This window comes from Aerococcus kribbianus, from assembly GCF_026805545.1.
GTDB classification, from domain to species: Bacteria; Bacillota; Bacilli; order Lactobacillales; family Aerococcaceae; genus Aerococcus; species Aerococcus kribbianus.
The window spans coordinates 772,331-784,702 of the sequence record NZ_JAPRFR010000001.1 but is presented as its reverse complement, the minus strand read 5'-3'; the positions used below and the strand labels follow the sequence as shown (position 1 = coordinate 784,702).

Here is a 12,372-nt window from a genome sequence, read left to right as displayed (position 1 = left end):
ATAGCCATTTATTTCTAAAAGTGAAGTAAAATTTTTAATTTCTGGGTATTTGTAAGGAGTTTATTATGCGAGTAAAAATCATAGCTGTTGGCAAACTAAAGGAAAAATATCTTAAGCAAGGTATCGCTGAGTATGCTAAACGTTTAGGCAAATATTGCAAATTTGAAGTGATTGAAGTCAAAGATGAGGCCACCCCAGACTCAGCGTCTGATAAGGAAGAGGAACAAATTAAAATTAAAGAAGGCCAACGTATTTTAGATAAGATTGCTCCCAATGATTACGTTTATGTTTTGGCAATTAAAGGAAAAATGTTAAGTTCAGAAGAACTAGCCGAATCAATGAGTCAATCCCTAATCTATGGGCATTCTAACCTAGTGTTTGTCATTGGAGGCTCGTTAGGAACAAGCCATGAGTTAGAACAACGGGCGGATCAATTAATCAGCTTCGGTAAGCTGACTTTTCCTCATCAACTTATGCGGTTAGTACTTAGTGAACAAATTTATCGGTCCTTTCGTATTCAAAACGGCCATGCCTATCATAAATAAGCTACTTTTGAACGGTTATTATTTTACAAAGTAAGGAATTGGCACTATGATATTAATTATAAAGATCGAAAGGGGAATGAGTTTATGGACAAAGAGAAAAAAGTACAAATTTTGCAAGATATAATTCAAATTAAATCAGTTAATGATAATGAAGCAGAGGTTGCTCAATACTTAGCTGATGTCTTTAAAGAGTATGATATCGATTCTGAGCAAGTCGAATATGATACCGATCGAAACTCTTTAGTGGCTGAATTTGGTGACGGGTCTGGCTCTGATTTGGTTTTAGGAATTTCTGGTCACTTAGATGTGGTGGCTGCCGGTGATGAAGACGAATGGAAATACCCACCATTCTCCGGTGAAATTGAAGGCGATAAGTTATACGGCCGCGGAACATCTGATATGAAGTCTGGTGTAGCTGCTCTAGTTATCGCATTGATTGAATTCAAGGAAGATCATCCTGATTTTAATGGTAAAATTCGCTTCTTGGGAACAGTTGGTGAAGAAGTCGGCCAATATGGTTCTGAACAATTAGCCAAAGAAGGTTATGTCGATGATGTTACGGATATTCTTATTGGTGAACCCACTGGTGAAAAATTAATTTACACCCATAAAGGCTCAATTCTCTATACTGTTACTTCTAAGGGTAAATCAAGCCACTCTTCAATGCCTAAAGAAGGGATTAATGCTATTTCAGCTTTAGCGAAATTTGTTGTGGCCGCTGACAAAGAACTTGGGCAAGTCACAGAAGATTATCATGATGAAATTTTAGGGGAAACAACGAATGCAATCACTATCATTTCTGGTGGTGACCAAGTGAACTCCATTCCAGCTCAAGCTAAAATTGAAGGGAATGCACGTACTATTCCTGATTATGACAACGATAAAGTCATTGAAACTTTGGAAAATATTATTAAAGATATTAATGATGAAGGCCAAGGCCAATTAGAATTGCATTTAGATAACAACAAATATTCTGTGGCTAAACCAGATGATTCTGCTATTATGCAAGCAGCTATCAAAGTGGTTGGTTCTGACTTTGCTCAAGGGGGTATTTCACCGACAACAGATGCTGCTTCTTTCACTAAAGACCATGACCTAAACCTCTTAATCTTTGGTCCCGGCGAAGCAGAATTGCCTCATCAATTAGATGAATATGTTTCTATTGACAATTATCTAGAATTTATCGATCGCTACAAAGCAATCTTTGAAAATTACTTTGATTTAGCTTAAGAAAATGACTAACAAAAAAATCGCGGTGCTAATACCGCGATTTTTTATTATGTATGAATTATTTAACAAAATCATTAATATCGGTCATTTCCCGATGTTTAGTGACTAGAGAGACCAAGTCACCCACTCGAATCTGATTTTCACCGCGCGGCAAAATACTCTTACCATTACGTTGGATATTTACAATCAAGGTTTGGTCGATTAATTCCAGATCGTTTAATTGACATTGAGTGATTTTAGCTTCGTTGAGAATTTTAAATTCAATGGCTTCCACTTGGTTAGGTGTCAGTTGGTAGAAATTGGTAATGGTCGATTGTCGGGTGGCTTTGAGTTTACGAACCAAACGAATAATTCCTTCAGCAGCCATTTGTTTGGGCGTAATGATAGTATCTAATCCCATATGAGTCAATGGTTTGAGTAGATAAGGCCGATTAACCAAGGTAAAAATCTTATCAACCCCTTGGGAATGTGCAAAAAGAGAGATTAAAATATTGGCTTCATCATGATTGCTCAAGGCAATAGAGGCATCATAGGTGCGTAAGCCTTGGTCTAAAAGTAGTTTCTGATCAGTGCCATCGCCATGGAGCACTTCAACATGGGGAAAACTTTGCGCTAACTGACTGGCTTTGATTCGGTCTTTTTCAACGACAGTAATATGATAATTGATATGCCTCAACTTATTTAACAAGAAATAGGTAGCTGTGCCTGCCCCAATAATGAATAATTTCTTTAAGGCTTTATTGGCTACGCCTAATTCCTTGGTCCAAGCTTTAATCTGACGTGGGGAACCGGTGACATGGACCGTATCGCCAACCTTAATTTGGGTGTCCCCACTAGGAATAATAATATCGCCATCGCGGTCAATCAAACATACTAAGACATCAGATTTAAAATGACTGTCAAATTCACTCAAAGTCATGGTATCTAGAGGACTAGAGGCTTCTATTGGGAAGGCGAAAATTTCAACTTTTCCTTCTGCAAAGCTCTCCACAGCATTGGACGCTGGGAAATGTATAATTTTTTCTAGTAAGCCAGCTGCACGAAATTCTGGATTGATAATCTGATCAAGATTTAAGGCAGATTTGGTGAAGTCGAGATCTTCATGGTAATTCATATTACGGACTCGGGCACAAACATAGGCTGCACCTTGAGCCTTGGCAAGGTTACATGCCACGACATTGACTTCATCGGAATTGGTACACGCAATAAAAACATCAGCATGGCTAGTATCGGCCTGATCAAGCACATTTAACGATAAGGCTGACCCATGAATGGCCTGAATATCAAATTGGGAAAACACTTGGTTAACCACATTTTCATCATGGTCAATTAAGGTGATATCATTCTTTTTCCACAAAGCGTCACAGATGGCTTGGCCGGTTTGACCACCACCACAAATAGTAATTTTCATAAATACTCCCTATCTTTCTCTCCATAAACTTGGCAGGAATAATGCTAAAACGGGATAAATTTCTAAACGACCAGCAATCATGATAAAGGTGAGGACCATTTTGGAAAGAGGACTCAAACCAGCAAAAGAAGTGGTAGGCCCTACCAAACCTAGACCAGGTCCGATATTGTTAATAGTGGCAGCAACAGCAGAAAAAGCAGTGATAAAGTCGTTTTGCGACCAACTAACCACCAATAAAGCAGTGATAAACAGAAAAACATAGACGCCACAATAAATTAGCACGCGATTTATAGCAGTATTATTTACCCATTTACCATCTATAGTAATCGGAAGAACGCGACGAGGATTGGAAACTTTTTGGACTTGGGCCCAAATCGTTTTGAAGTAAATTAGAATTCGGGATACTTTTATCCCCCCTGCAGTGGAACCTGCCATCCCACCGACAAACATAATCAGTAATAGAATAATATGACTAAACAACGGCCATGCGCCAAAATCAACTGTAGCATAGCCGGTGGTAGAAATAATGGTCGTCACTTGGAATAAGGCGTCTCTAAATAGGGACTCTAAAGAGTTATATTCGCCTTGAATATTAAACATAATTGCTAAGATTGCGGCAGTTACGATAAGTATGAAGCAACGCAATTCTTCATTGCGCCACACTAACTTGAATTGCTGTTTAATTAGATAATAAAATAAATTGAAGTTCATGGCAAAAACTAACATCCCAATTGAGAGGATGTATTCTGCAGCCGGATTGTCAAAGGCAGCTACAGAAGTCGCCTTATTAGAAAAGCCACCAGTACCAGCAGTTCCAAAGGCATGAATAATTGCATCGAAAGGCTGCATGCCCGTTAAGAGCAAGGCCAAAATCAAGCAGGCCGTTAAAACAAAGTACATGGCATAGAGAATTTTAGCAGAACTCTTATTTTTAGCTGATAATTTCCCAAATTCTGGTCCAGGCACTTCTGCCATCATAATATTGACTGATCCTTCTTCTAGGTCAGGAGCAAAGGCGAAGATAAAAACGAGGACACCTAAACCACCAATTAGGTGAGAAAAGCTACGCCAAAATAATAGTGATTGTGACAGAGCTTCGACGTTGGGAACAATAGAAGCACCAGTAGTTGTGAAGCCAGATGCCATTTCAAAAGTGGCATCAATTAGACTAGGAATTTCTCCGGTAATAACAAAAGGGAGGGCACCAAAGAAGGATAGGATAAACCAGGATAGGGCAGTAATGGCAAAACCATCCTTGACGGTATAGCGGGTATGTTTGGGCATTAACAAGCGCAATAGCCCTCCACCTATCAGTAATAACAACATGGTGAGTAAATAGGCCTGGTAATTTAAAATACTTTCTTGATAGTAAATGGCGACGGCTAGGGGAATACCTAGTAAGCCCGCTTCGACTAACATGACATTCCCTACCGTTGCAAACACAGTTTTTTTATTCATAATTGTCTCCATCAAAATTAAACACAGTAATGAAGCTGGGATTGACTCCCAGCTTCATTGTTCATCATAAGAAAAATCAGATTGAGGATATGGTTTTAGGGCTGAACACCTAGTTTTCATCGTATCCTTTAGTTGAGATCGCAAAAGCAAGAGCTTCGGATATTTGTCCAATAGGCTAAAAGATTTAAGTTCGTATCTTTTGCCTATTGGCTCAAATCTCTCGCTCTTACCGCTTTTGCTCACATCCTGTTTAGTCGGGTTCCAAAAGTCAGAACAGACTGCGTTTCCCAAAAGTCCTTGATAGCTAGTTGCTATCTGCAGTCTTTTGGTCCAAGGCTTCAGTCCTCCCGCTTTTCATCTCATCCTAATTTCCAAGAGCTCAGAGTTATCGCTTTTCATCTCATCCTATTTAGTCGGGCTCCAAAAGTCAGAACAGACTGCCTTTCCCAAAATCTCTCAGATGGCCGTTAGCCACCTATCGCGTTTTGGTCCAAGACTTCTGTTCTAAACGACTTTTGTCACACCCTATCCTAATACCCTTTATTGTAGTCGACACAGTTGCGGTTGACTTGGCCGTTTTTTGTATATTCTTGGAAGTTTTCTAGGAATATATCGATGACACGTGGGTTATAGTAGTCGGATTGTCCAGCTGAATGAGGGGAGATGATAACATTGTCCATGTCCCATAATGGATTTTTAGGATCTAATGGTTCGTCAGCAAAAACATCTAACATCGCTCCGGCAATTTCTCCATCTTGTAAAGCTTGTACTAGGGCATCTTGGTCAGTTGTTTTACCGCGACCGAAGTTGATATAGAAGGCGTCTTCTGACATGGCTAAGAAGCAATCAGCATCAATCAAGTTTCTGGTTGCTTCCGTTAATGGGAGAGCATTGACAAGATAGTCTACCTCATCAACGATATCCAGATAGTCTGCAATGGCATGTGTTTCTGACAAGAAATCAACATCGTGGCCAGTGGTATTGACTCCAATGACTGTCATATCAAAACCTGTTAAGTATTTAGTCAAAACGCGACCAATATTACCGGTTCCCAATAACAGCACTTTTTTGTTGGTAATTTCTGTCATGCCTTCTGGGAATTCCCAAACATGTTGGGATTGATTAGCAATTTTTTGATCGAAACGCCGAGCTTGTATTAACATCATAGCCATAATTTGTTGGGCAATAATAGTGGCATTAGCGCCGCTTGCCGTTGTTAAATAGGTCCCGTTTTCAGCAATTTTATCTAAAGGCAATTGATCAATACCAGCCATCCAGACTTGAATCCATTTGATCTGGTTTTCTTGTCCCAAGGCCTCCTCTACCTTGCTTGACCAACCAAAGATAATTTCTGCTGAGCGTAGGTCATCGACAGTGTAATCAGTTTGGGTATAATCCACAACGTCATAATCTCCGCTAGCTTTTTCAACTTTAGCAATTAAATCGGGGGCTAGAGGAGAAATGAAGGGTGGTAAAATAATAATCTTTTTCATAGGGTTATTATATAGCAAACTTTTCAAGAAGCAAAGAGGGAAGCGGAAAGCGGTTGAAATCTTAGTATTCATGGGGAAAACATAGTATGATGGACTTAATAAAAGAAAAAGGAGAGTGTTGAAATGACAAGTTATGAATTACCGAAAGTTTGGCACTGGGACGATGAAAAAGAGAGTAAATCAGGCAACCGCCCTGATGCAGGTTCGCGTTTTGATCAAGACTTACCGGTAGGCGACGCTGACTTGCAGGTGTATTCATTAGGAACGCCTAATGGCATCAAGGTGACAGTGATGCTAGAGGAATTATTAGCCGCCGGAGTAGAGGAAGCCGATTATGACCTCTACAAAATTAACATCGGTGACGGAGATCAGTTTGGGTCTGATTTTGTGGCGATCAATCCAAACTCTAAAATTCCTGCTATGGTAGACCGTAGCCAAAACCCGGCCTTAAACTTATTCGAGTCAGGATCAATATTGCTATATTTAGCTGAAAAATTTCATTACTTCTTGCCTGAAGATAACCATAGCCGTGCGGAAGTACTAAATTGGGTATTTTGGCAAACAGGAGCTGGCCCTTATGTCGGTGGTGGATTTGGCCATTTCTTTAATTATGCGCCAGAAGCAATGAAATATCCTATTGATCGTTTTACAATGGAAACTAAACGGCAATTGGATCTCTTAGATAAAATCTTAGCTGACCGCGACTATATCGCTGGCTCTGATTACAGTATTGCTGACATGATGATTTGGCCGTGGTATGGACGTTTAGCCTTGGGTGAATTATATGAAGGCTCTGATGTTTTCTTAGCCGTTGACCAATATAAGAATTTACAAGCATGGGCCAAAAAAATTAACCAACGTCCCGCAGTACAGGCTGCATTAGCTGCTGATTATCAAGCTATTAAAGAGGAAAACGATTAATAAATAGCCTTAGCTATATAGAGGAGGAAGTCCAATGTCAGAGCAAGTTTTTATTAATAATGATTTTGCTGACGTAATGCTCAATCGAAAATCTGTCCGTCGCTTTGACCCAGAATTTAAGATTGACCGTGAAGAAATTAAAGAAATGATTGCCCAAGCCTGTTCAGCACCTTCTGCTTGTAATTTGCAGTCTTGGCATTTTGTCATTGTGGACCAAGCTAGTGGTAAGGAAAAACTCAAAGATGTGACAATGCCTTTCAATTACCCACAATTAGAAACAGCTTCTGCCATTGTCTTTGTTTTAGGGGATACCCATTCACATAAAGTTTATCGTGAAGTTTGGACAAAGTATTGCCAAGAAGGACGTATCAGTGAAGAAAAACTTCAAGAAGTATTTTCTACTTTCCTTCCACTCTATGAAAATGCCTCACAAGAATTTCTAGAAAAAGATGCGACCCTTGATGGGGCTATGGTAGCGATGCAGCTATTATTAGTGGCACGTAGTCATGGCTATGAAGCTAATGCCTGGGCAGGTTACAAAGCGGCCGATTTAGTGACAGCCCTAGATAAGGATAGCCAACGTTATATCCCAATAATGGCTATCTCAATTGGTAAAGCTGATGAGACTCCAATAGATTCTGCTCGTTATGACACGGAAAGTTTGATCTCAGTATTAGACTAAACAGGATGTGAGCAAAAGCAATTAGAGACGGACTAAAGACAGTTATTTATATAAAGCAAAAAGGCTGGGACAAAATTCCCAGCCTTTTTTAACTTTTTTTTATTTATATTGACGATTGTGGCTACGTTTATATTTCCAGTAAGCTAAACCAACCGTAATTCCCATGTTGAGGATTAAAATATAAGATTGGAAATTTGGCCATTTTTCTGGTCCTAAGATAAGGAATAAGATTAAGGCAAAACATACTGGGAAGATCGATTTACGGAAGTTACGCACAATTTGCGGAATAGTTAATGCCCCCATTAGAGCAGGGATTATGTTGTCAAATCCTGGTTTTAAGGCGTCACTCTCCAAAATTGGAATCAACCAAGTTCCAATTAAGAAGTTACCTAAAATTAAAATAACAATCGTTGTTAATGACGAAATTCCAATGGCGATAATAGACATGATATCGCCTTTTTCTGTGCCGGGTTCAACACCAGCAATTTTTTGAGAAGAAACCACGACAGGTAATTTCATATTTAAAATATTTCCCGTGATGGAAGCCAAGTACATTCCACCAGCTCCTAAGACAGGATAGAAAGACAAGTTTTCGGCTACAGCAGTTGGCAGAAAGATAGCGATTAAGCTTAGAGCTGTCACAAAGGATTCCCAAAAGTTAATTTCAATCCCAAAGGCAAGGGCAGTTCCGATTGGGACAGTGAACATGGCAATTAAGGCAATTACTGAGGTGGTTCCACCCAAACGATGGACACTCGAGTAAAAGTTGTCTGAAGCAGTTTGATAATTTGTTTTCTCTGACATAAATGCGCCTCCTATAATACGTTAGTTTGAATAATAACAGCGGCCATACCGACAATTAAGGCAACAGGTAAGGAGAAGTCGCTGATTAAAGATTTTTCGGTGACTTCTGCAATCTTGTCGAGGATTAAGACGGTAATACCAGCAGTAACAAAGGCCACAATGCTTTGCACGTTATTAATATTAGCAGCATAAGGAGTGGACAGAGTGGCTAACATAGCAATAAATAAGAAACCTGAAAGATAACCCATTAAATTACCAGATTTTGCATTTTGTTGGGCGGATTTGGCTTTTTTATCTAACTTAGGCAATATAAAAATATTGAACATGATTCCCCAAATAATTCCAATCGTCATAACTAACATAACCACAACAAATATATCAGCTGTCATATTAGGATCAGAAATATCAGTTAGACCACTGGCTTGAGCAGCTATATTGGCAGCCATTCCTTCATAAGAGGCTGAACCAACAATCGATAGACGTAACCAAGGGAAGTATTTTCCTAGGGGAACAGATAAGGCAAACATCATGACAATAATAGGTAGCGACGGCATGATAGTTAACAAGAAAGAGTTAGTAACTGTTTTCTTCATGTCGCTCGTTTCAATACCCAGTTCTTTACCATGTTTCCATGCCATCCGAATAAAAAGAATGGCCTGAGCAGCAACAATAGTAATGCAGAGTGCAATTAGAATGAATAAAACAGTTGAATTGGCTAAGACTTTATAATCCATAAGTTTTTCTCCTTCCTAGCCTAGTGACTTAGATAGTCAGTATAGCTGGCCCGGTAAATATCGATAAAGTTTAAATAGTCGTCAATTTCAACATACTCATCAACGATATGGGATCTTTCTAATTCCCCAGGACCAAAGATGGCTAGGTCAAAGTCCTTGTCAATTCGGCCAAAGTTGGAAGCATCTGTAGCTCCTGCCATTGAGATCGATTTAATATCTTTACCAGCAGCCTTTCGGATAGATTCAACCAAGTCGTTATTTTGAGCACTTTCTACTGGAGGATTATTTTGTAGCATGTTTAATTCCACTTTTCCCTCAATAGACTTATTGACTTCTTCTAGTGATTCATTGATGGCGGCAACAAATTGGTCATTATCGGCTTGGGGAATAATTCGTGCATTGGCTTTTAAGACGACTTTTGCTGGGACACTATTAATTTGGTCTCCACCATTAATTACCGTATTGACATTGATTGTGCGTCCTAGGGCTGGATGTTCAGCTGAATCTTCCAAGGCTTGATATTTAGGATTTGAGATGTTGATGTAATCGACCATTTGTTGGAGGGCATCAATTCCTAGTTCTGGCATAGAAGAATGGGCAGAACGACCAGTGGAAATAATTTCATACTGGATTGACCCCTTATGTGCATAAATAATTTGTTTGATTGAAGAGGGTTCACCGATAATTAAGCCATCAAGGTCATCAGCATAGCCTTCATCAACTAATTGTTTAGAGCCATACATACCAACTTCTTCACCGACTGTACCGAGTAATTTGATTTTACCGGCAAAATCAACGTTATTTTCTTTCATTTCAATCATAGCGATGACTAGGGCAGCCAGTCCAGATTTCATATCAGTAGCACCACGACCGTAGAGTTTGCCATCGACAATCTCAGCGGCGAAAGGAGGATAAGTCCATTCATCTTCGTCACCAGCAGCAACTACGTCTAAGTGACCAGAAATTCCTAGTGTTTTACCAGGACGACTTCCTTCTAAGACAGCAACGATGCTGGAACGATTAGGTGCGTATTCTATAAGTTCGGAGTCAATAGCATATTCCGCTAGTAAATTTTGTAAGTACTCAGCGACTTCTGTTTCTTTATCATTGACTGAGTCGATTTTTATGATATCTTGCAAAATTTGAATTTTCTTATTTTTTTCCATTAGAGTTTCATCCTCTCAAAAATATAATGGCCATAAGCTTGCCATAATTTTAACAGAAAAAGCTTGGATAGACAAATTTATAATCCAATTTATATATTTTGTGTTAGGTTTTATGACATATGACGTCAAATAATGTTTAAGTTTTACATTTTTAAATGACGACGTCTTCATGGATATGCTATACTAGCTTCCTAAATATGATCTTTTATGGAGGTGTGTCTATGGAATGGATACGTTTAATCGGTGTCCTGATAATTGTTTTAGGTTTTGTCCTAAAGCTTGACACCATTGCAACTGTTGTTATTGCTGGATTAGCTACGGCCTTAGTTTCGGGGATAGGTCCCCTTGAATTTCTAAACTTATTGGGAGAATCTTTTGTCTCCAACCGAATTGTGTCAATTTTCTTCTTAACATTACCTATGATAGGAATTGCCGAGTCAAATGGATTAAAGCAACAAGCGGTGAAATTAATACAATCTGTTAGAGGATTGACTACCGGGCTATTTTATACTTTATATCTTTTGATTCGTTTGGTGGCAGGTTTGTTCTCAATTCGAATTGGTGGTCACCCGCAATTTGTTCGCCCTATTGTTCATCCCATGGGAGAAGCCGCCATGAAAACTAAATTAGCAGGAAAGAATGCTAATGACTTAGAACTGGATGCTCAATCGGATGATGAGTTGAAATCACTGGCTGCAGCCAATGAAAACTGGGGAAACTTCTTTGGACAAAATACTTTCCTTGGAGCTTCTGGCGTGCTACTAATGGTAGGTATTTTAGCTGATCAAGGCTTTAATATTTCGCCAGCAGAATTGGCAACGGCATCCTTCCCTATTGCGATTATTTCTCTAGTGGTTGGTGGGCTCTATAACTATTTCAAGAGCAAACAAATTACCAAGCGTTATAAGGGAGGCGACAAATAATGCAGCAGATTATTGATTTTTTACCTAATCAATTGGCAGGATTAGACCAGTTTTTAGAAGAACACATTGTTATTATTCAAGAAATTATCTTTATTATTATTGGTTTACAATTAGTCTATACTGCTTACAAAGTGATGCAAGACTCAGAAAACCCTAAACGTTTAGGGACAGCTGCTTTTTGGGGGATTTTAGGAGTAACCTTTATTATTGGCCCGTATATTCCATATGCCATTACAGGTGCTTTATTAGTCGTTGTGGCTCTATTAACCCTCTTTAAACAAGTGGCAATCGGTAATTTGCCAATTGCCTCTGAGCAAGCTCAAGAACAGCGTGCTGATAAATATGGGAATAAGATTTTTATTCCGGTAATTTTATTAGGGGTCACTTCCTTGTTAGTCTCTTATTTGCTTCCATCCTTAAGCTCTACTGTACTGGGATTCGGGGCTTTAGCGGCTTTTATTACCATTTATATTCTCATTAAACCTTCTTCCCAGGAAAGTTTGGATGAATCCGATCGGATGGTCCAACAAGTCTCTACCACTGGTATTTTGCCCCAACTTTTAGCGGCGGTGGGTGCTGTTTTTACTGCTGCTGGAGTGGGAGAGGTGATTTCACAGATGATTACGACCGTAATGCCAGAAGACTCTCGTTTTTGGGGTGTTGTTGCCTATGTCTTGGGAATGGTAATTTTTACCATGATTATGGGGAATGCTTTTGCTGCCTTTGCAGTAATTACTGTTGGTGTGGGGATTCCCTTTGTTATCGAAGCTGGAGCCAATCCTGCCATTGCTGCCTCGTTAGCTATGACAGCAGGCTTCTGTGGAACACTGATGACACCGATGGCCGGTAACTTTAATGCCTTACCAGCAGCTCTGCTAGAAATGAAGAGTCCCTATTCAGTGATCAAACAACAGATTCCTGTTGCCCTTATCATGGTTGTTGTTCACATTGTGTTGATGTATTACTGGGCTTTTTAACAGGATGTGACAAAAGTCGCTAAGGTAA

12 protein-coding genes are annotated in these 12,372 nt (G+C 39.4%); 6 read left to right on the top strand and 6 right to left on the bottom strand.

Going from position 1 to position 12,372, the window contains the following annotated elements; all coding sequences use genetic code 11:
• The first annotated feature begins 65 nt into the window (after positions 1 to 65).
• Both rlmH and OW157_RS03685 read left to right on the top strand, forming a co-directional pair.
• Positions 66 to 545, top strand: coding sequence for a 23S rRNA (pseudouridine(1915)-N(3))-methyltransferase RlmH (gene rlmH / locus OW157_RS03690; protein ID WP_268751985.1), 480 nt, complete (start codon positions 66 to 68; stop codon positions 543 to 545).
• Between the two features lie 84 nt (positions 546 to 629).
• A complete protein-coding gene (locus OW157_RS03685; protein WP_268751984.1) occupies positions 630 to 1,775 on the top strand; it encodes an ArgE/DapE family deacylase in 1,146 nt (381 codons plus the stop codon).
• 58 nt (positions 1,776 to 1,833) lie between these two features.
• On the opposite strand, the gene trkA is transcribed toward OW157_RS03685, so the two are convergent.
• The 3 genes from trkA to OW157_RS03670 all read right to left on the bottom strand — a co-directional run bounded on the left by trkA (position 1,834) and on the right by OW157_RS03670 (position 6,137).
• The gene (gene trkA, locus OW157_RS03680; RefSeq protein WP_268751983.1) at positions 1,834 to 3,186 is read right to left on the bottom strand and encodes a Trk system potassium transporter TrkA; all 1,353 of its coding nucleotides are present in this window, start codon (positions 3,184 to 3,186) and stop codon (positions 1,834 to 1,836) included.
• 9 nt (positions 3,187 to 3,195) lie between these two features.
• Complete coding sequence (locus OW157_RS03675; RefSeq protein ID WP_268751982.1) at positions 3,196 to 4,644, bottom strand: TrkH family potassium uptake protein; 1,449 nt, start codon at positions 4,642 to 4,644, stop codon at positions 3,196 to 3,198.
• Positions 4,645 to 5,174: 530 nt separating this feature from the next.
• A complete protein-coding gene (locus OW157_RS03670) occupies positions 5,175 to 6,137 on the bottom strand; it encodes a D-2-hydroxyacid dehydrogenase (protein WP_268751981.1) in 963 nt (320 codons plus the stop codon).
• A gap of 123 nt (positions 6,138 to 6,260) precedes the next feature.
• Here OW157_RS03670 and yghU point away from each other — a divergent pair, with 123 nt between their 5' ends.
• The gene (gene yghU, locus OW157_RS03665) at positions 6,261 to 7,058 is read left to right on the top strand and encodes a glutathione-dependent disulfide-bond oxidoreductase (protein ID WP_268751980.1); all 798 of its coding nucleotides are present in this window, start codon (positions 6,261 to 6,263) and stop codon (positions 7,056 to 7,058) included.
• Positions 7,059 to 7,092: 34 nt separating this feature from the next.
• Positions 7,093 to 7,740, top strand: a complete 648-nt coding sequence (locus OW157_RS03660; RefSeq protein ID WP_268751979.1) for a nitroreductase family protein — start codon at positions 7,093 to 7,095, stop codon at positions 7,738 to 7,740.
• Positions 7,741 to 7,839: 99 nt separating this feature from the next.
• Here the strand turns inward: OW157_RS03660 and OW157_RS03655 are convergent, their stop codons facing one another.
• The 3 genes from OW157_RS03655 to OW157_RS03645 are packed head-to-tail and all read right to left on the bottom strand — an operon-like array spanning position 7,840 to position 10,444.
• Positions 7,840 to 8,544: a hypothetical protein gene (locus OW157_RS03655; RefSeq protein WP_268751978.1), complete on the bottom strand. Its 705-nt coding sequence runs from the start codon at positions 8,542 to 8,544 to the stop codon at positions 7,840 to 7,842.
• Between the two features lie 11 nt (positions 8,545 to 8,555).
• Entirely contained in the window at positions 8,556 to 9,278 is a 723-nt protein-coding gene (locus OW157_RS03650; protein ID WP_268751977.1) for a DUF5058 family protein, read from the bottom strand.
• Positions 9,279 to 9,298: 20 nt separating this feature from the next.
• Positions 9,299 to 10,444 carry an ArgE/DapE family deacylase gene (locus tag OW157_RS03645; RefSeq protein ID WP_268751976.1) on the bottom strand — a complete coding sequence of 382 codons (1,146 nt, stop codon included), beginning with the start codon at positions 10,442 to 10,444 and terminating at the stop codon, positions 9,299 to 9,301.
• 221 nt (positions 10,445 to 10,665) lie between these two features.
• Here OW157_RS03645 and OW157_RS03640 point away from each other — a divergent pair, with 221 nt between their 5' ends.
• Together OW157_RS03640 and OW157_RS03635 are read left to right on the top strand one after the other, a co-directional pair.
• Positions 10,666 to 11,367, top strand: coding sequence for a DUF969 domain-containing protein (locus tag OW157_RS03640; protein ID WP_268751975.1), 702 nt, complete (start codon positions 10,666 to 10,668; stop codon positions 11,365 to 11,367).
• Entirely contained in the window at positions 11,367 to 12,344 is a 978-nt protein-coding gene (locus OW157_RS03635) for a DUF979 domain-containing protein (protein ID WP_268751974.1), read from the top strand. Before OW157_RS03640 ends, OW157_RS03635 begins: the two co-directional genes overlap by 1 nt.
• Positions 12,345 to 12,372: the final 28 nt, after the last annotated feature.

Bases quoted from the DNA above. Each gene is read 5' to 3' on its own strand.
- rlmH (WP_268751985.1), top strand. From the start codon at position 66: ATGCGAGTAAAAATCATAGCTGTTGGCAAACTAAAGGAAAAATATCTT.
- OW157_RS03685 (WP_268751984.1), top strand. From the start codon at position 630: ATGGACAAAGAGAAAAAAGTACAAATTTTGCAAGATATAATTCAAATT.
- trkA (WP_268751983.1), bottom strand. From the start codon at position 3,186: ATGAAAATTACTATTTGTGGTGGTGGTCAAACCGGCCAAGCCATCTGT.
- OW157_RS03675 (WP_268751982.1), bottom strand. From the start codon at position 4,644: ATGAATAAAAAAACTGTGTTTGCAACGGTAGGGAATGTCATGTTAGTC.
- OW157_RS03670 (WP_268751981.1), bottom strand. From the start codon at position 6,137: ATGAAAAAGATTATTATTTTACCACCCTTCATTTCTCCTCTAGCCCCC.
- yghU (WP_268751980.1), top strand. From the start codon at position 6,261: ATGACAAGTTATGAATTACCGAAAGTTTGGCACTGGGACGATGAAAAA.
- OW157_RS03660 (WP_268751979.1), top strand. From the start codon at position 7,093: ATGTCAGAGCAAGTTTTTATTAATAATGATTTTGCTGACGTAATGCTC.
- OW157_RS03655 (WP_268751978.1), bottom strand. From the start codon at position 8,544: ATGTCAGAGAAAACAAATTATCAAACTGCTTCAGACAACTTTTACTCG.
- OW157_RS03650 (WP_268751977.1), bottom strand. From the start codon at position 9,278: ATGGATTATAAAGTCTTAGCCAATTCAACTGTTTTATTCATTCTAATT.
- OW157_RS03645 (WP_268751976.1), bottom strand. From the start codon at position 10,444: ATGGAAAAAAATAAGAAAATTCAAATTTTGCAAGATATCATAAAAATC.
- OW157_RS03640 (WP_268751975.1), top strand. From the start codon at position 10,666: ATGGAATGGATACGTTTAATCGGTGTCCTGATAATTGTTTTAGGTTTT.
- OW157_RS03635 (WP_268751974.1), top strand. From the start codon at position 11,367: ATGCAGCAGATTATTGATTTTTTACCTAATCAATTGGCAGGATTAGAC.